We start from the raw sequence: 18,345 nt of genomic DNA on the forward strand, positions 1-18,345 counted from the left end.
TCTGGGTCTGGGTACGCCGCCTCAGGCGCGCGGCCCGTCCTTGCCGAACAGTTTTCTTATCGCCGCAATCCCTGCCACCAATGCATTGGCGTAGGTCGCTTGCGGATCGCTCGCAGCCTCGAGCGGCAGGTATGGAAGCGCTTCTTCCATCGCGTAGTCGGTGCCCTCCATCAATACCCAATAGAACTCGCCCTCTTCGAGTTCGTGCACGGTGAGCGCGATATTTCGCAATTGCGACATGAGTTTAGGAGGGGGTCATCGAGTGAACTCATCGATCCTATTCAACGCGCGTTACAACACCTAGCCAAAACTTCACGTTTCGTCTCAAATGTGATGAACGGTAATTAAATTGGCAAGTCTTGAATACCCTCAATAGCCTGAATGTGGGTAATTTGCACCTGCCAAGCTTTTCCTACAGCGCCCGGGTGCCGCCATGCCTAAGCTGAATGCACCTCAACAACACCGCTGTGCCAAGGAGGAGACATGAAGCATTTCACCCTCGACCCCCACATGGTCGCCGCCTTCGGAGGGGCCTTCTATCCGACCGGCCATTCCATGGTGATGTTTCCCAATGCCGAGGACGCGAGCCGAGTCGGACACCAGCTGATCGACAACGGCTTCAGCGGCGACGAGGTCTACCTGATCCCTCCCAAGACCATGCTGGCCCAGATCTCGCCCACGGTCAGGGACGCGGACAACCCGCTGCCCTCGGCCGGCACCGACGGCGCCACCGTGCGCGCCTACACCAAGCTCGCGCGCGACGGCCACACCGGCCTCCTGGTCAAGACCGAGAACAGGGCCGCGGCCGAGCGCCTGATGGAGGTGGTGCGTACGGTGCCCTATTCGATCGCCGAGCGCTACTGCAGGCTGGTGATCGAGGACCTCTGAGCCAGGTCTCAGGCCGGCGCGGCGCGGCTGAGCACGGCGCGCGCCATCGACTGCGCAAGCTCGTGCTCGCCGAGGAACACGGTGGCCTCCACCTCCTCCGAGAGCAGCCGCGCCTCCTCCTCGTTGTGGCTGCGGATCACGGTCTCGATCGCGGGGTTGAGCGTGCGCGCGGTCTCGATCATCTGCCGCACATTCATCGCATCGGCGACGGCGACCACGAGCACGCGGGCCCGCGCCACATGCGCCTGGATCAGCACCGCGGGATCGGCCGCATCGCCCCAGACGGCCGCCATCCCCTCGGCGCGCAGCTTCTCCACCAGTTCGCGGTTCTGCTCCGCCACCACGAAGGGAACATCGTGGGCTGCCAGCTCGGCGGCAATGCGCCGCCCCACGCGGCCATAACCGACCAGCACGACGTGGCGCGACAGGTACTTCGCCTCGGTGCTCACCGGCAGCTCGGCCAACGGGTCGTCGCGCAGCGCCAGGCTGCGCGCAAGGGATGAACGCGCATGCAGCCATTTCTGCAGCGGACCGATCAGGCTGAACCACAGCGGATTGGTGGCGATGGAGATCAGCGCGCCGGCCAGCAGCAGGCTCTGGCCCTCGGCCGGCAGCAGCCCGAGCGAGACGCCGAGCGCAGCCAGGATGAATGAGAACTCGCCGATCTGCGCCAGGCTCGCGCTCACCGTGAGCGCCGTGCTCAAGGGATAGCGGAACAGCAGCACCAGCGCGCAGGCCGCCACGGACTTGCCCACCACGATCACCCCCACGACCGCCAACACCTGCAGCGGGCGTTCGATCAGCACGGCCGGGTTGAACAACATGCCGACCGAGACGAAGAACAGGACGGCAAAGGCGTCGCGCAGGGGCAGCGATTCCTGCGCCGCCCGATGACTGAACTCGGATTCGCGCATCACCATCCCCGCGAAGAAGGCGCCGAGCGCGAAGGACACGCCGAACAGCGCCGCCGATGCGAAGGCGATGCTGACCGCGGCCGCCACCACGCACAGCGTGAAGAGTTCGCGCGAACCGGTGCGCGTGACCTGCCACAGGATCCACGGGAACACGCGCCGCCCCACCACCAGCATCAGCACCACGAAACCACCCACCTGCAGCAGCGTGAGGCCCAGCGTCTGCCAGACCGGCGCCGCGTCGGCCACGGCCGTCTTGCCGCCCATCACGCCGGCCAGCGGCGGCAGCAGCACGAGCACCAGCACCATCGCGAGGTCTTCCACCACCAGCCAGCCGACCGCGATGCGGCCGGTGAAGGAATCGAGGAGCCCCAGGCTTTCGAGCGCGCGCAGCAGCACCACCGTGCTCGCCACCGACAAGGCGAGCCCGAACACCAGTGCGCCGCCCAGGCTCCAGCCCCACCACGTGGCCAATGCGCCACCAAGCAGCGTGGCCACCGCCATCTGCACGATCGCGCCGGGCAATGCGATCTTGCGCACCGCGAGCAGATCGTCGAGCGAGAAGTGCAGGCCGACGCCGAACATCAGCAGCATCACGCCGATCTCGGCCAGCTGCGCGGCGATCTCCGCATCCGCCACGAAGCCCGGGGTGAACGGGCCGATGATCACGCCCGCGAGCAGGTAGCCCACCAGCGCCGGCAGCCGAAGCCGCGCCGCCAGGAAGCCGAGTACCAGCGCCAGGCCGAGACCGGCCGCAACGGTATTGATCAGGGAGACGCTGTGGGGCATCGCTGCATTTTGCAAGATCGACGCCAACGCACCTGCACCTTTCAGCGCGCCGTCAATCCAGTCCCAGCACCTTGTCGAGCGTGATCGGCAGGCTGTACACGCGGCGCCCCGTCGCATGGAAGATCGCGTTGCCCACGGCCGCCGCGACGCCCACGATGCCGATCTCCCCCACGCCCTTGACGCCCAGCGGATTGACGACCTCGTCCTGCTCGTCGACGAAGATCACCTCGATCTCCCCGACGTCGGCGTTGGCAGCCAGGTGGTATTCGGCCAGGCTGTGGTTCATCACGCGGCCCAAACGGTGATCGACGAGACCCTCCTCGTGCAGCGCCATGCCGATGCCCCAGACCACGCCGCCCTCGATCTGGCTGGTGGCCGTTCTCGGATTGACGATGCGTCCGGCCGCCACCGCGCTGACGACGCGCGTGACGTGCACGCTGCCCAGGTCTTCATCCACGCGCACCTCGGCGAACACCGCCGAATGCGTGGCGCGCGCGTACTTGCGCTGCTTCATGAGATTGGGCAATGCGAGGCTCTTGGCTTCGATCTGGGCCGCACCGGCGCGCTGCATCAGCTCGCGCAGGCTGATGGAACGCGAGGGATCCACGCGCAGCCGCACCAGGCCGTTGACGAATTCGACATCCTTCAACCGCGGCTGGCGCAGCGGCGTATCGCCTTGCGCACGCGCCATGAGGAGCAGCTTGGCCGCGATCTTGAGGCAGGCGGCCTGAACCGCCGTGCCGATGGTGGCCACGGTGAAGGAGCCCCCCTGGACCGGCGCCAGCGGCAGGCTCGAATCGCCGAGGCTGAAGTCCACCTTGGCAAGCGGCAGGCCCAAGGTCGCCGCTGCGATCTGCGACATCACGGTGCCGGTGCCGGTGCCGATGTCGGTGGTGGCGCTGCCGACCTCCAGCGTGCCGTCGACCCGCAGCACGGCGCGTGCGGCGCCGTGGATCTGCATCGCGTCCCACACGCCGGTGGCCATGCCCCAGCCGATCAGCGTGCGGCCGTCACGCATCGAGCGCGGCTCGGGCTCTCGGCGCGACCAGCCGAAGCGCTCCGCGCCGCGCGCATAGCATTCGCGCAACGCCTTGCTCGAGAAGGGTTTGCCGCTTCCGGGCTCGGTCTCGGTGTAGTTGCGCACGCGCAGGGCCAGCGGGTCCAGGCCGACGGCATGCGCCAGTTCGTCCATCGCGCTTTCGAGCGCATAAACCCCTTGGGCCGCGCCGGGTGCGCGCATGTCGGTCGGCGTGAAACGGTCGAGCTCGACCACGCGATGGGCCAGCCGCAGGTTCGGCGTGTTGTAGAGCAGACCCGTCCAGCTGACGATGTTCTCGACGTAGTCCTCATTGCGCGAAGTCTCCGACACCGCCTCGTGCACGACGGAGCGCAGCCGCCCTTCGGTATCGCAGGCCAGCTTCAGCGTCTGCAGGGTCTCGGGCCGATGGCCGAAGCTGAACATCTGCTGGCGCGTGAGCACCACGCGCACCGTGCGCCGCAGCGTCAGCGCCGCCATCGCGGCCAGCACCAGCTGGTAGCCGGGCCGCAGCCCCGACCCGAAGGCCCCGCCCACGAAGGGACACAGCACGCGCACATCGCGCTTGCGCAGCTTCAGCACGCGCGCCAGGTAGGCGCGGCTGTTCTGCGCGCCCTGCGTCTTGTCGTAGATCGTGAGCCGCCCTTCGCCCTCCCAGATCGCCGTGCTGGCATGCGTTTCCATGGGGTTGTGAAACTCGGCCGGCGAGCGGTAGCGCGCCTCGATCTTGACCGGCGCTTCGTCCCAGGCATCTTCCGGTTCGCCGCGCACCTTGGGCGCGACCTGGTAGCCGAACTTGAGGCGGCTCGGCTTGCGGGCCTCGATCGCCAGCCGCTGCATGTCGCTGCGCGGCCGCTCGGCGGCGCAGTGCACCTCGATCAGCCGCGCCGCATGGCGCGCGGCCTCGAAGCTCACCGCCACGACCAGCGCCACCGGCTGCGCGTCGGAGTGGATCTGCGCATCGTGCAGCGGCCGGAACGGCGAGCCGCCGGGCGCATCCATGTCCTTGTGCAGCAGATCGAAGCGTGCCATGGGCGGCCGGTTCTCGTGGGTCAGCACCTCGATCACGCCCGGCACGGCGCGCGCCGCGCGGCTGTCGATGGAACGGATGCGGCCGCGCGCGATCGGGCTCGGCACCACCACGCCGTAGAGCAGGCCCTCGGCCGGATGCTCGGCGGCGTAGCGGGCCGCACCCGTCACCTTGGCCCGAGCGTCGACACGCGCCACCGGCGCCCCGAAGGGCAATCCGGGTTGTGCCGTCACGCACCCGCCTCCATGCCGGCCGCCTGCAGCAGCGCACGCACGACGGTACGGCGCGCCAGTTCGATCTTGAAGCCGTTGTGCTCCAGCGCCCGCGCGCCCTCGACCAGAACGGCGGCGGCCGCCTCGAACGCAGCGACACCGGGCACCTGGCCGGCCAGCAGCGCCTCGGCTTCGCACCGGCGCCAGGGCTGGTGGGCCACACCGCCGAGCGCGATGCGCGCCGACCGGATGCGCCCCTGCGCGATGTCGAGCGCGCAGGCCGCGGACACCAGCGCGAAAGCGTAGGAGCGCCGGTCGCGCAGCTTAAGATAGCAGGAATGGCGAGCGAAGGGATCGGGCGGCAGCTCGAGCGCGATGACCAGTTCGTCCGCGGCCAGCGTGGTATCGCGCTCCGGTGCATCGCCGGGCAGCCGATGGAAGTCGGCCATGGCGATGGAGCGTTCGCCCTGCGGCCCCTGCACGTGAACCACCGCTTCGAGCGCCGCCAGCGCGACGCACATGTCCGAAGGATGCACCGCAACGCACTGCTCGCTGGCGCCGAGGATCGCGTGGATGCGATTCAGCCCCTCGATCGCCGGGCAGCCGCTGCCCGGCGCGCGCTTGTTGCACGGCGTGACGATGTCGTAGAAGTAGTAGCAGCGCGTGCGCTGCAGCAGGTTGCCGCCGACGGTCGCCATGTTGCGCAGCTGCGGCGAGGCGCCGGCCAGCAGCGCCTCCGCCAGCAGGGGATAGCGGCGCTGCACTTCCGGATGCCAGGCCAGGTCGGCATTGCGCACCAGCGCGCCCACGTGGAGGCCGCCGCGTTCGGTGACGCGCACCTCGCGCAGCGGCAGGTGCGTGATGTCGACCAGCCGCGCAGGCCGGGCGACGCCTTCCTTCATGAGGTCGAGCAGATTGGTGCCGCCGGCGATGAAGCGCGCGCCGTCCACGCCGCCAATGGAGCGCAGCGCATCGGCCGCATCGGTGGCGCGGTGGTACTCGAAAGGATTCATCGCACGGCTTTCCACGCACCGGACTGCTGATGCCCCAGCACTTCGACCACCGCCCTGACGATGTTCGGATAGGCGCCGCAACGGCAGAGGTTGCCGCTCATCTGTTCGCGCACGTCGTCTTCGTTCTGCGCATGGCCCTCGCGCAGCAGGCCGACCGCCGAGCAGATCTGGCCCGGCGTGCAGTAGCCGCACTGAAAAGCATCGTGGTCGACGAAGGCCTGCTGCAGCGGATGCAGAAGGTCGCCGTGCGCCAGCCCCTCGATGGTCTGTATCGTCGCGCCCTCCTGCATCACCGCGAGCGCGAGACAGGCGTTGATCCGGCGGCCGTCCACCAGCACCGTACAGGCGCCGCACTGCCCATGGTCGCAGCCCTTCTTGGTGCCGGTCAGGCCGCAGTGCTCGCGCAGCAGGTCCAGCAGCGTGGTCCAGGCCTCGAGCCGCACCGTGCGCGCGACGCCGTTCAAGTGGAAGCGGACCGTGTGCACCTCGCAGGCGGTGCGCTCCTGCGTGCCGAGGGTGGAGGTGGCATCCATGGGCTGTGACCTTGTCGTGCGGCGGAGGCTGGCGCAGTAGGACGTGACCGCAAGCATCGTCGCCGGAAACAAGAAGACCCGCCGCGGCGGGTCTTCTTGCAACTGGCCGAAGCGTCGGCGCCTCAGTGCATGTGCAGGCCGCCGTTGACCGAGAAGTCGGCGCCCGTCGAGTAGCCGCCTTCGTCGGTCGCGAGCCACGCGATGATGGAAGCGATCTCGCTGGGCTCGCCGAGCCGCTTGACGGGAATCGTGCCCACGATCTTGTCGAGCACTTCCTGGCGGATCGCCTTGACCATGTCGGTGCCGATGTAGCCCGGGCTCACGGTGTTCACCGTCACGCCCTTGGCCGCCAGTTCCTGCGCCAGCGCCATCGTGAAGCCGTGCATGCCGGCCTTGGCGGCCGAGTAGTTGGTCTGGCCGGCCTGGCCCTTGGCGCCGTTGACCGAGCTGATGTTGATGATGCGGCCCCAGCCCTTTTCGACCATGTCCGCGACCACCTGCTTGGTGACGTTGAACATGCTGTTGAGGTTGGTCTCGATCACCGCGCTCCAGTCCTCGGGCGTCATCTTGAGGAACATGCGGTCCCGCGTGATGCCCGCGTTGTTGACCAGCACGTCGATGCTGCCGTGTTCGGCCTTGGCCTTGGTGAAGGCCTCGACCGTCGACTGCCAGTCGCCGACATTGCCGACCGACGCGTGGAACTCGTAGCCCAAGGCTTTCTGCTCGGCCAGCCACTTGGCATGGTCCCGCGTGGGACCGCAGCCGGCGATGACCGTGAAACCATCCTTGTGCAGGCGCTGGCAGATGGCGGTTCCGATGCCTCCCATGCCCCCGGTGACGTATGCGACTCTTTTGCTCATGATGTTCCTTATGTTGACGAGCCTGAACAGGCGCTGTTCACTGTAGCGAAGTTTCGCGCAGCCACCGGCTCAGGAAAACACTGACCCCTCAATGCAACGGGGTGTCACAAGCCGTCCATATACCGCGTTCGAACAGAAGGAAGGCAGGCATCCAATGAAACTCGTGACCTGGAACACCCAATGGTGCTGCGGCCTCGACGGCGTCGTGAGCCCGCAGCGCATCGTCGAGGGCGCGCGCGCCATGGGCGACTTCGACGTCCTGTGCCTGCAGGAGATCGCATCGGGCTATGGCGCCATGCCCGGCGGCCCGGGCGACCAGCCGGCCGAGCTCAGCGCGCTGCTGCCGGGCTTTCAGCTCTTCTTCGGTGCCGCGGTGGACGAGTTCGACCCCGAGGGCCGGCGCCAGCGTTTCGGCAACGTGATCGCGACCCGCCTGCCGGTGTCCCGGGTCCAGCACCACCCGCTGCCCTGGCCGGCCGACCCGGACGTGACCAGCATGCCGCGCATGTGCACCGTGCTCACGCTGACCAGCCCCAAACTCGGGCCCCTGCGCGTGATGACCACGCACCTCGAGTACTACTCGTCGAAGCAGCGCACGGCGCAGGCAAGGGCCCTGCTCGCATTGCACGCCGAGGCCTGCGAACAGGCCGCAGCGCCGCCGAAGGCCGACTACGAGGGCCCCTTCCAGCCCAAGCTGCATACGAAGGAAGTCATCCTCTGCGGCGACTTCAACATGGGCGCATCGGACCCGGCGCACGCGACGCTGCGCGAGCGCCTGCGGGATGCGTGGCCGCTGGTGCACGGCAATGCCCCCCACGCACCCACCTTCCGGCTCTTCGACCGCAGGTACGGCCCCGATCCGGTGAGCTACGACTTCGTGTTCGTCAGCGACGGCCTGGCGCCGCGCGTGCGCCGCATCGAGGTCGACCTGGTCACGCGCGCATCCGACCACCAGCCCGTGTTCGTCGAGTTCGGCGATTGAGGCCTAAGGTTCTCACTCACCTTGGATGCCGGCGGCGCGGATCACCTTGCCCCACTTGGCGGTCTCGGCCGCGAGGTGGCTGCGCAGCGCCTCGGGCGTGACCTTGTCCATGGGCACGATCTCCGAACTCAGGTCGGCCAGGCGCTGCTTGACCACCTCGTCCTGCAGGGCCGCGCGCAGGGCGACGTTGAGCTTCCCGGTCACGGCGGCCGGCGTGCCCTTGGGCGCGTAGATGCCGTGCCACACGCGCACGTCGAAGCCCTTGAGTCCCTGCTCGTCGAGCGTCGGGATGTCGGGCATGCTGGCCAGGCGCTTGGGCGTGGTCACGCCGAACACCTTGACGCGGTTGCCGTCCTTGATGACCGGCGCCGTCTGCGTGGTCTGGTCGCACAGGAGGTCGACCTGGCCGCCCATGAGGTCGTTGAGCGCCGGGCCGGCGCCCTTGTAGGGCACGGTCGTCAGGTCGACGCCGATCTGGCTCGCGAACAGCAGGCCGCACAGCTGCGAGACGGCGCCGATGCCGGCGTTGGCAAGCGAGACCTTGTCCTTGTTGGCCTTCACGTAGGTCAGCAGCTCCCTGAAGTTGTTGGCCGGGAAGTCCTTGCGCGACAGCAGCGTCATCGGCACGTCCATCACCTGCCCGATGTACTCGAAGTCCTTGAGCGGGTCATAGGACAGCTTCTTGTAGAGCGCAGGCGCGGTGGCCATGCCCATGTGATGGATGAGGATGGTGTAGCCGTCGGGCTTCGCCTTCGCGACCCGCGCGGGCGCGATGGTGCCGCCGGCGCCGACCGTGTTCTCGACCACCACCGTCTGCCCGAGCGACTTGCCCATCGGGATCGCCAGCATGCGGGCCACCACGTCGGTCGGACCGCCGGCCGAGTAAGGCACCACCATCGTGATGGGCTTGTCGGGCCACGCGGCCTGGGCCGCAGCGGGCGATTGCATTCCCAGCAGGCCCGCGGCCAGCGATGCGCAAAGCAGAACTTTGGATTTCAGTTCCATGTCGTCGTCTCCTGATGTCGATAAAAACCGGATTCAGACCGCGCCCTGCGCTTCCAGCGCGAGCAGGCGTTGCGCGAGCCGCAGCACGGGCGCGTCGACCATGCGGCCGTCGAGGCTGATCACGCCACCGCCGGCGGACTGCATGGCCTCGTTCACGCGCCGCGCCCAGGCCAGTTGCTCGGCACTCGGGCCGAGGGCCGCATGCACCGGACCCACCTGCTCGGGATGGATGCAGAGCTTGGCGCCGAAGCCACCGCGCCGCGCGCGTGCGCAGTCGAGCTGGAGCCGCTCCCGATCGCGCCAGTCGGGCGACACGCCGTCGATCGGTGCTGCGAGCCCGGCGCGGCGCGAAGCCAGCACCAGCGCAAGGCGCACCGGCACCAATTCGGCCTCGTCGGCTTCGCAGGCCAGACCGAGATCGGCCTGGAAGTCCAGATGGCCGAAGGCAAGCCGAAGCACCTGCGCTGCGTTCGCGAGCGCATCGAGCGCGGCGAGCCCGGCGGCCGATTCGATCAACGGCACAAGCACGCCCTGCGGCCCGACCGTCGCGACCAGCGCTGCGAGTTCTTCGGCACGCTCGGCCTTGGGCAGCACCACGCCGGCGAGCCCTTGCCGCGACAGCTGCGCCACGAGCGCGCAGTCTTCGTCGTGCCAGGCCGTGCCTGACGGATTGACGCGCACGAACAGGCGGCTGCGCTCGCCAGCGGACAGCGCCGCATGGCTGCGGGCGAGCTGCTCGCGCGCCGCCGCCTTGCGCTCGGGCGCCACCGCATCTTCGAGATCGACGATCACGGCGCCGGCGCCCGAAGCCAGCGCACGCGCATGGCGCTCGGGCCGGTCGGCCGGCACGAAGAGGAAGGTACGCGCCAATGCGAGCGGTGTAGCAGCCTTCATGAAGACGCTCCCAGCAGCATGCCGACCGAGGGCGCGCGCGCCACGTCCCAGAGCCGCTCGATGGCGTCGTGCATCTCCGCCTCGCTGGCGCCGCCGCTGTAGGCCGCGAGCCGCAGCGCCTTGGCCGTGATCTCCTCGCGGGAGAGCGTGTTGCCGGGGTCGCCCTTGGGTTCGTCGACGCGGCCCTGCAGCACGCGGCCGTCGTTCGTGTGCACCGTGACCTTGCCGATCCAGCGCTTCGGGTAGGCGCCATCGACCTCGGGGTCGAGCACCATCTGCACGCGATCGCGCAGCGCCACTGTTTCGGCATCGCGAAAATGCGCGTCGAACTCGGCCAGCCCGGCCTGCCCGAAGCGCGCCACCAGCGCGAGCACGGTACCCATCGAGAACTTGGACTGGTGCACCGTGGCCGGGTCGACCACCGGCCCCAGCACATCGATCGCACCCTGGTGCACATGCGTCGTGACGCGCGCCAGGTTCTCGGCACGCAGATCGTTCGCGCGCATGACTTCGAGCAGCGCATCGGCCGCCGGATGCGTATGGCGGCACGAGGCGTGGTACTTGAACGAGGTCTCGGCCAGCGCCCAGCGTGTGCCCAGGCCGTCGACCAGCCGCTCTGGATCGGCATCCTGCGACATGCCCGCGGCCATGCCCTGCGGGCCTTCGAGGATCTGCTGCGCCCCGGTGAAGCCGTCGCGCGCCAGCGTCGCCGCCATCAGCCCGGCCGCGGCCGCATGCGCGGTGTGCAGTTGCTTCGAATCGGCCGCGGTGCGCAGGAACTCCCAGAGCCCGGCCGACTGCGTGCCGGCCGAGCCGAAGGCATGCTGCATGCGTGCCGCGTCGAGCCCCAGCAGATGGCCGGCCGTGGCCGCTGCCGCAAGGGTGCCGGCCGTGCCGGTCGTGTGGAACACCTTGTAGTGCGAACGCCCGAGGAACTCGCCCACGCGGATGCCGACCTCGTAGCCCGCGACCGCCGCCGCGAGCAGTCGTTCGCCGCTGGCACCCAGCGCCTGCGCCCAGGCCAGCGCGACCGGGAAGACCACCGTCGCCGGATGGAACACAGAGCCGTTGTGCACGTCGTCCTGCTCGGCCACGTGCGAGGCCGCGGCATTGACCAGGGCCGCGAAGTACGGGCTCGTGCGCGTGCGACCCACCAGCACTTCGCTGCGGCCGTCCGCGGGCCCCATCTCGCGCGCGAAGGCGGCAATGGTCTCGACCGGCCGTGCGCCGCGCCCTGCGATCGCGGAGCCGAACCAGTCGACCAGCAGGTCTTCGGTGCGGCGAATCACGGGCGCCGGAATGTCGGTGAAGCGCACCCCGGCGGCGAAGCGTGCGAGGGATTCGGTGCTCATGTCAGATGGCCTCCGCGCCGCGCAGTGCGTGGATGTCGGCCTCGCTGCGGCCCATCGAACGCAGGATGGATTCGGTGTGCTCGCCGACTGCCGGAATCGCATCCATGCGGTAGTCGAAGGCGCTCTGCCGGCCCGGTGGCAGCAGCGCGGGAATGGCACCGGCCGGCGACTCGACCTCGCGCCAGCGCTCGCGCGCCTGCAGCTGCGGGTGCTGCCAGAGGCCCGCCATGTCGTTCATGCGCGCATTGGCGATCTGCGCCGCGTCGAGGCGTTCGAGCACCTGCGCCGTACTCAGCGCGGCGAAGGTCTCGAGGATCAGGGCCTGCAAGACCTCGCGGTTCGCATTGCGCTTGGCGTTGCTGTCGAAGCGCGGATCGGTCGCGAGCCCGGCCTGCATCAGCACACCTTCGCAGAAGGCCCGCCATTCGCGTTCGTTCTGCAGGCCCAGCATCACGGTGCCGCCATCGCCCGCGGCGAAGGGGCCGTAGGGGTAGATGGTGGCGTGCGAGGCCGCACTGCGCGGCGGCGGCGGCGCGCCGTCGTAGGCGTAGTACATCGGGTAGCCCATCCATTCGGCCAGCGACTCCAGCATCGAGACATCGATGTGCGAACCCTTGCCGGTCTTGCCCCGCTGCAGCAGCGCCGCGAGGATGCCGGTGTAGGCGTACATGCCGGCCGCGATGTCGGCGATCGAGTTGCCCGACTTGCAGGGCGCATCGGCCGTGCCGGTGATCGACAGGAAGCCCGCCTCGCTCTGGATCAGCAGGTCGTAGGCCTTCTTGTCGCGGTAGGGCCCGTCCTCGCCGTAGCCCGAGATGTCGCAGACGATCAGCGACGGATGCTTCGCCTGCAGCACCTCCGCGCCGAGCCCCATGCGTGCGGCGGCGCCGGGCGCGAGGTTCTGCACCAGCACGTCGGCGCCGGCGACCAGCTCCTGCAGCACGGCCTGCGCGGCCGGCTGCTTGAGGTCGAGTGTGAGACTTTCCTTCGAGCGGTTGACCCAGATGAAGTGCGAGGCCTCGCCGGCCACGCGCTGGTCGTAGGCGCGCGCGAAGTCGCCGCCGCCGGGCCGCTCCACCTTGATCACGCGAGCGCCGAGATCGGCCAGCTGGCGGGTGCAGAAGGGTGCCGCGATCGCGTGTTCGAGCGAGACGACGGTGATGCCGTCCAAAGGTCGTGTCATGACGGATCTCCGATCAGAAGGAGCGCGGCAAGCCCAGCAGGTGCTCGGCCACATAGGAATAGATGAGGTTGGTCGAGATCGGTGCCACCTGGTAGAGCCGCGTCTCGCGGAACTTGCGCTCGACGTCGTATTCGCAGGCGAAGCCGAAGCCGCCGTGGGTCTGCAGACAGGTGTTGGCCGCCTCCCACGAGGCCTTGGCCGCGAGGTACTTGGCCATGTTGGCCTCGGCGCCGCAGGGTTGGCCGGCGTCGAACAGCGCGCAGGCCTTGAAGCGCATGAGGTTCGCCGCCTCGGTCTCGATGTAGTTGTCGGCGATCGGGAACTGGATGCCCTGGTTCTGGCCGATCGCGCGGCCGAACACCTGCCGGTCGCTCGCGTAGCGGCGCGCGCGATCGATGAACCACCAGGCATCGCCGATGCACTCGGCCGCGATCAGCGTGCGCTCGGCATTGAGCCCATCCAGGATGTACTTGAAGCCCCTGCCCTCCTCGCCGATCAGGTTCTCGGCCGGGATCTCGAGGTTGTCGAAGAAGACCTCGTTGGTCTCGTGATTGACCATGTTGAGGATCGGCCGCACGGTCATGCCGCGGCCGATGGCCTGCTTCAGGTCGACGATGAAGATCGACATGCCTTCCGACTTCTTCTTCACCTCCGCGAGCGGCGTGGTGCGCGCCAAGAGGATCATCAGATCGGAATGCTGGATGCGCGAGATCCATACCTTCTGGCCGTTGACCACGTAGCGGTCGCCCTTCCTCACCGCGGTGGTCTTGAGTTGCGTGGTGTCGGTGCCGGTGGTGGGCTCGGTCACGGCCATGGTCTGCAGGCGCAGTTCGCCGGTCGCGATCTTCGGCAGGTACTGGCGCTTCTGCGCCTCGCTGCCGTGGCGCAGCAGCGTGCCCATGTTGTACATCTGGCCGTGGCAAGAGCCCGCGTTGCCGCCGGCGAAGTTGATCTCTTCCATGATCACCGAGGCTTCGGCCAGGCCCAGGCCGGAGCCGCCGTAGTCGGCGGGGATCAGCGCGGCGAGCCAGCCGGCCTCGGTCAGCGCGTTCACGAAGGCTTCGGGGTAGCCGCGCTCGTGATCGACCTTCTGCCAGTAGGCGGAATCGAAACTGCCGCAGAGCGCGCGCAGGGCATCGCGCATCTCCTGATGCGCATCGGGGGTGGGGATCTGGGTTTTCATGAGGCTCTCAGGACAGGGTGGCGGTGGCTTGCATCGCGAGCCAGCCGTCGGCGTCTTCGGCCCACAGCCGGAAGCTCTTGCCGTCGGCCTCGGGGCGGCCATGCACGCGGAAGGAAGCGGTGTCGAAGGTGGGTCGCACCGCGCGGAACTCGAACTTCGACAACGTGGCCTGCGGCTTCTCGCGCCGCAGCAGGTCGACCAGCAGCGTGGCGATCAGCGGGCCGTGCACGATCAGGCCCGGGTAGCCCTCGACCTCGGTCACGTAGCGCCGGTCGTAGTGGATGCGGTGGCCGTTGAAGGTGAGCGCCGAATAACGGAACAGCAGCACGTCGTCGGGCACGATCTCGCGGCTGAATGCCGCGTCCTTCGGTGCCGGGATGGGCGGCGGCGCGGCTTCGCCCGCGGCCGGCGCTGCACGGTAGACGATGTCGTGCTCCTCGGTCAGCACCAGGCCGCGCGCATTGCGGACCTCGTGGCGCACCAACACGAAGACCAGCTCGCCGCTGCGGCCTGCCTTGTGCGAGACCGAAGCGATGGTCGATGTACGTTCGAGCGCATCGCCGACCACGAGCGGATTGCCTGCCTCCCACGCCAGTCGACCGCCGGCCCACATGCGGCGCGGCAGCGGCACCGGCGGCAGGAAGCCGCCGCGCTTGGCGTGGCCGTCGGGGCCGATCTCGGATTGACGGTGGTGCGGCAGGAAGTAGAGCCAGTGCCAGAGCTCGGGCAGCCGCGTGCCCTGCCCGGGGGCAGGATCGTCGCGGTCCAGCGTGGCCGCCAGCGCGCGCACCGGCGCGGCCGTGACCTCGTCGGCCAGCGTTTCGCTGCGGCCCTGCCAGGCCTGCAGGCGGGCCAATGCCTCGGCATCGATCACTGAAGGGTGTTGAGAGAAGGTCATGCGTTCAATCCACGGCGGCGCCGGAAGCCTTGACGATCCGCGCCCACTTGGCGATGTCGTCCTGCAGCAGCTTCGTGAACTGCTCGGGCGAGGTCGGCGCCGCGATCTCGACGCCCTGCTGGTCGAGCTTTTCGCGCAGGTCCGGCGCGACCATGGCCTTCTGCGTCGCGTCCTGCAGTTTGGCGAGCACGTCCTGCGGCACGCCGGCCGGTGCGAACAGGCCGATCCACAGCGTGCCGTTGTAGCCCGGCACCGATTCGGCGATGGCGGGCACGTCCGGCAGCACCGGCGAGCGCTTGTCGCCGCTCACCGCCAACGCGCGCAGCTTGCCGGCCTTGATGTGCGGCAGCGCCGAGGGCAGGCTCGCGAACACGATCGGCAGCTGGCCACCGAGCACATCGTTGATGGCGGGCGCCACGCCCTTGTAAGGCACGTGCTGCAGCTGGATGCCCGCCATGCTGTTGAGCATCTCGCCGAGCAGGTGGTTGAGCGTGCCGTTGCCGGCCGAGGCGTACTGGTAGGCCGCGTCCTTGCGCTTCGCGAGCGCAAGCAGCTCGCCGAGCGACCTGGCCGGGAACGACGGGTTGACCAGCAGCACGTTGGGCACCGCGCCGATCAGGCCCACGGGGCGGAAATCCTTGACCGGATCGAAGCCCGGGTTCTTGTAGAGCGCGGGGTTGATGGCCTGGCTGCTGCTGATGGTCATGAGCAGCGTGTAGCCGTCCTTCGGCGCCTTGGCCACCAGCTGTGTGCCGATGTTGCCGCCGGCGCCGGGCCGGTTGTCCACCACCACGCTGGCGCCCAGCACCTCGGCGATCTTCTGGCCGACCAGGCGGCCGACGATGTCGTTGGTGCCGCCGGCCGCCTGCGGCACGACCAGCGTGATCGGGCGCGAGGGATAGCCGGTTTGTACGGCCGCGTGCCCGACCGGCCATAGCGCGGCAGCAGCAGCCAGAAGAAGCGCGAGTGCGCGAAAGCTCATTTGTGTCTCCGTTGCGTTTGGGCGTTCAAGCCACGCCCCCACCCGCATGGTGGCCATGGCGGCACCTGCGCGCAATCTTCGATTTCGAGACCGAGCCTTCAGGATTTCCGAAGGCTTGCTAGGATGCACCCATGCATTTCGACCTGACCGACCTGCGTCTTTTCGTCGCCGCGGCGGAGCTGGGCAGCCTCACGCGCGCGGCCGAACGCCAGCACCTGTCGCTGGCCGCAGCCAGCGCGCGCATCAAGGCGCTGGAGGCGCAGTCCGGGCTGGCGCTGCTGTCGCGCGAAGCGCGCGGCGTGCGCCTGCTGCCGCCGGGCGAGGCCTTTCTCCACCACGCGCGGCTGATGCTGCACCAGGCCGGGCAGCTGCGCTCCGAACTGGCCGAGTACGGCGAGGGCCTGCGCGGTCATCTGCGGGTGTTCGCCAACACCACGGCGGTCAGCGATTTCATGCCCGAGATCCTGCCGGGCTTCCTGGCCCGGCACCCGCGGATCAACATCGACCTTCAGGAAAAACCGAACACCCAGATCCCGCACGGCGTGCTCGACGGCCGCGCCGACATCGGCATCGTCGCCGGGCGCGTCGACACGCTGGGGCTGGAGGCGATCCACTTCAGTACCGACCGGCTGGTGCTCGTGACCTCGCGCAAGCACCGCTTCGCGCGGCGCCGCCGCATCGCCTTTGCCGAGACGCTGGACGAGGACGCCGTCGGCATGCAGCAGGGCAGCACGCTGCACGCCTTCCTGGCGCAGATCACTGAAAGCCTGGGCAAGAGCCAGAAGCTGCGCATCCAGCTCGGCGGCTTCGATGCCATGTGCCGCATGATCGGCAGCGGCGTGGGCATCGGCGTGGTGCCCGAGTCGGCCGCGCGCCGCAATCTCGAGAGCATGCGGCTCGCGTTGATCGAACTCAGCGATCCGTGGTGCGTGCGCGAGCGCTACCTGCTGGTCCGCGACCGCGCCACGCTTCCCACCTATGCGCAGGCCCTGGTCGATACCCTCTGCGCGCACTACGCGGCGCAAGACGCCTCTGCCGGCTGAGGCGCACACAGCAGCCGCTGGAACAGCGCCGCCACCGCCAGCGCGAGCAGCAGCAGGTAGACCGTCGAGGCGACGAAGGCGAGCCGCGGCTCCGTCCAGCCCGCGTAGAACAGGATGCCGATCAGCGCCACGCCGAGCGAGTTGCCGACCTGCTGCACGGTGGAAGCCACGCCGGCCGCCACGCCCGCATGGGCCGCGGGCACGCTGGCCAGCACCGCCGACATCAGCGGCGCGATGATCATGCCGAGCCCTGCCCCCTGCAGGCACAACACCGGCAGCAGCCAGGCCACCGCCCCGCTGCCGGGGTGCGTCAGCACGACCGCGATCATCAGCCCGTGTCCCGCGGCCAGCAGCAAGGCGCCGATCGCGATCGTTTGCGGACCGAGCCGAGCGGCCAGCTTCTTCGCCGTCATCGAGGTCGCGAAGAAGCCCACCGCAAGCACCGTGAAGACCAGGCCCGAGGCCAGCGCCTCGAGCCCGAGGGTCTGCTGCAGGTAGAGCGCGAGCACGAAGTAGAACGATGCATTGCCGGCAAAGAACGCGAGCGTCACGCCCAGCCCGATAACGAAAGCCGGCAGGCGGAACAGCGCCGGCGCGATCAGCGGATTGCCGCCACGCTGCTCCAGCCGGCGTTGATGCAGCGCCAGCCCGGCGATCAGCGGCAGCGCGACGATCAGCGTGAGCACGCTCCACAGGGGCCAGCCCTGCTGCCGGCCCTCGACCAGCGGCCACAGCACCGCGGCCAGTGCCAGCGCGACCCACAGCGCACCGGGCACGTCGAGCCGGCTGCGCGCCTCGGGCGCGAAAGGCGGAATAAAGCGCAGGCCGAACAGCAACCCGGCCAGGCCGATCGGCAAGTTGATCAGGAAGCACATCCGCCAGCCCAGCTGCGCGAAGTCGGCATGGATCAGCAGCCCGCCCACCAGCTGGCCGAGCGCCGCAGCCAGGCCCAGCGCCACGCCGTAGGCGCCGAAAGCCTTGGCGCGCGCCTCGCCGGTGAAGACCAAGCCCAGCATCGCCAGCACTTGCGGCTGCAGCAAGGCGCCGGCCAAGCCCTGCACGATGCGCGCCGCAATGAGCGTCGTCGTGCCCTGCGCCAGGCCACAGGCGGCCGAGGCAAGCGTGAACAGCAGCAGGCCCAGCATGAACATGCGGCGGCGTCCGAACAGGTCGCCGAGCCGCCCGCCGGTGATGAGCCCGGCCGCGTTCGCGAGGCCGTAGCCTGCGACCACCAGCTGCAGGGCGCTGTCGCTGGCCTTCAGGTCATGCTGGATCGAAGGCAGCGCGACGTTCACGATGAAGAAATCGAGCACCACCATGAAGGTGCCGCTCAAGAGCAGCAGCAGCGTGGGCCAGCCGGAGCGAGGGACGGGAAGAGCGGATGTCATGGGGCCACTCTCGCGCGCGGCGCGCGGCGCCGCAATGACCTCCAAGGTCAAGTCGCGCAGGCCCCTTTGTCGGCAGCCATGGTTAGTGCGCGTTGATGCTCGACCAGACTGCGCTGACAAGTCCGAGTTGCTGCTGGGCCTTTACTCCATCGTCCTAAGTAGG

Annotated in this window: 17 protein-coding genes; 3 read left to right on the top strand and 14 right to left on the bottom strand. The window is 68.9% G+C overall.

The features are described from left to right. Positions 1–21: 21 nt before the first annotated feature. On the bottom strand, positions 22–210 hold the full coding sequence (locus ACSQ86_RS17960) for a hypothetical protein (protein ID WP_244503896.1): 189 nt from the start codon (positions 208–210) through the stop codon (positions 22–24). A 273-nt stretch (positions 211–483) separates the two neighbouring features. Between ACSQ86_RS17960 and ACSQ86_RS17965 the strand changes: the two genes are divergently transcribed. Next, positions 484–888, top strand: a complete 405-nt coding sequence (locus ACSQ86_RS17965) for a hypothetical protein (RefSeq protein WP_093108248.1) — start codon at positions 484–486, stop codon at positions 886–888. Positions 889–896: 8 nt separating this feature from the next. Here the strand turns inward: ACSQ86_RS17965 and ybaL are convergent, their stop codons facing one another. The 5 genes from ybaL to phbB form a co-directional block, all read right to left on the bottom strand. Next, on the bottom strand, positions 897–2,588 hold the full coding sequence (ybaL, locus tag ACSQ86_RS17970) for a YbaL family putative K(+) efflux transporter (RefSeq protein ID WP_436304580.1): 1,692 nt from the start codon (positions 2,586–2,588) through the stop codon (positions 897–899). A gap of 52 nt (positions 2,589–2,640) precedes the next feature. Then, a complete protein-coding gene (locus tag ACSQ86_RS17975; RefSeq protein ID WP_436309356.1) occupies positions 2,641–4,887 on the bottom strand; it encodes a xanthine dehydrogenase family protein molybdopterin-binding subunit in 2,247 nt (748 codons plus the stop codon). Beyond that, entirely contained in the window at positions 4,884–5,879 is a 996-nt protein-coding gene (locus ACSQ86_RS17980; protein ID WP_436309357.1) for an FAD binding domain-containing protein, read from the bottom strand. Before ACSQ86_RS17980 ends, ACSQ86_RS17975 begins: the two co-directional genes overlap by 4 nt. Beyond that, complete coding sequence (locus tag ACSQ86_RS17985; protein WP_436304583.1) at positions 5,876–6,412, bottom strand: (2Fe-2S)-binding protein; 537 nt, start codon at positions 6,410–6,412, stop codon at positions 5,876–5,878. The genes ACSQ86_RS17980 and ACSQ86_RS17985 overlap by 4 nt, the downstream gene beginning before the upstream one ends. Before the next feature lie 122 nt (positions 6,413–6,534). Beyond that, a complete protein-coding gene (phbB, locus tag ACSQ86_RS17990) occupies positions 6,535–7,272 on the bottom strand; it encodes an acetoacetyl-CoA reductase (RefSeq protein ID WP_436294511.1) in 738 nt (245 codons plus the stop codon). 154 nt (positions 7,273–7,426) lie between these two features. Here phbB and ACSQ86_RS17995 point away from each other — a divergent pair, with 154 nt between their 5' ends. Then, positions 7,427–8,254, top strand: coding sequence for an endonuclease/exonuclease/phosphatase family protein (locus tag ACSQ86_RS17995; RefSeq protein WP_436309358.1), 828 nt, complete (start codon positions 7,427–7,429; stop codon positions 8,252–8,254). A 12-nt stretch (positions 8,255–8,266) separates the two neighbouring features. Here ACSQ86_RS17995 and ACSQ86_RS18000 read toward each other — a convergent pair whose 3' ends face one another. From ACSQ86_RS18000 to ACSQ86_RS18030, 7 genes are all read right to left on the bottom strand, one after another. Further along, complete coding sequence (locus ACSQ86_RS18000; protein ID WP_436306316.1) at positions 8,267–9,202, bottom strand: tripartite tricarboxylate transporter substrate-binding protein; 936 nt, start codon at positions 9,200–9,202, stop codon at positions 8,267–8,269. A 90-nt stretch (positions 9,203–9,292) separates the two neighbouring features. Next, positions 9,293–10,153 (bottom strand): HpcH/HpaI aldolase/citrate lyase family protein, encoded by an 861-nt coding sequence (locus tag ACSQ86_RS18005; protein WP_436309359.1) that lies wholly within the window; start codon positions 10,151–10,153, stop codon positions 9,293–9,295. Continuing rightward, entirely contained in the window at positions 10,150–11,505 is a 1,356-nt protein-coding gene (locus ACSQ86_RS18010) for an MmgE/PrpD family protein (protein ID WP_436309360.1), read from the bottom strand. The genes ACSQ86_RS18005 and ACSQ86_RS18010 overlap by 4 nt, the downstream gene beginning before the upstream one ends. 1 nt (position 11,506) lies before the next feature. Continuing rightward, a complete protein-coding gene (locus ACSQ86_RS18015; RefSeq protein WP_436304587.1) occupies positions 11,507–12,688 on the bottom strand; it encodes a CaiB/BaiF CoA transferase family protein in 1,182 nt (393 codons plus the stop codon). Positions 12,689–12,701: 13 nt separating this feature from the next. Next, on the bottom strand, positions 12,702–13,871 hold the full coding sequence (locus ACSQ86_RS18020) for an acyl-CoA dehydrogenase family protein (protein WP_436304588.1): 1,170 nt from the start codon (positions 13,869–13,871) through the stop codon (positions 12,702–12,704). 7 nt (positions 13,872–13,878) lie between these two features. After that, positions 13,879–14,769, bottom strand: a complete 891-nt coding sequence (locus tag ACSQ86_RS18025; RefSeq protein ID WP_436309361.1) for an FAS1-like dehydratase domain-containing protein — start codon at positions 14,767–14,769, stop codon at positions 13,879–13,881. 4 nt (positions 14,770–14,773) lie between these two features. After that, positions 14,774–15,751: a tripartite tricarboxylate transporter substrate binding protein gene (locus ACSQ86_RS18030; protein WP_436304590.1), complete on the bottom strand. Its 978-nt coding sequence runs from the start codon at positions 15,749–15,751 to the stop codon at positions 14,774–14,776. Positions 15,752–15,882: 131 nt separating this feature from the next. Between ACSQ86_RS18030 and ACSQ86_RS18035 the strand changes: the two genes are divergently transcribed. Next, positions 15,883–16,794, top strand: a complete 912-nt coding sequence (locus ACSQ86_RS18035) for a LysR substrate-binding domain-containing protein (RefSeq protein ID WP_436294518.1) — start codon at positions 15,883–15,885, stop codon at positions 16,792–16,794. On the opposite strand, the gene ACSQ86_RS18040 is transcribed toward ACSQ86_RS18035, so the two are convergent. Further along, positions 16,764–18,182: an MFS transporter gene (locus tag ACSQ86_RS18040; protein ID WP_436304591.1), complete on the bottom strand. Its 1,419-nt coding sequence runs from the start codon at positions 18,180–18,182 to the stop codon at positions 16,764–16,766. The two genes, ACSQ86_RS18035 and ACSQ86_RS18040, sit on opposite strands and share 31 nt — an antisense overlap. Positions 18,183–18,345: the final 163 nt, after the last annotated feature.

The organism is Variovorax sp. LjRoot130 (genome assembly GCF_964253755.1).
GTDB lineage: Bacteria > Pseudomonadota > Gammaproteobacteria > Burkholderiales > Burkholderiaceae_C > Variovorax.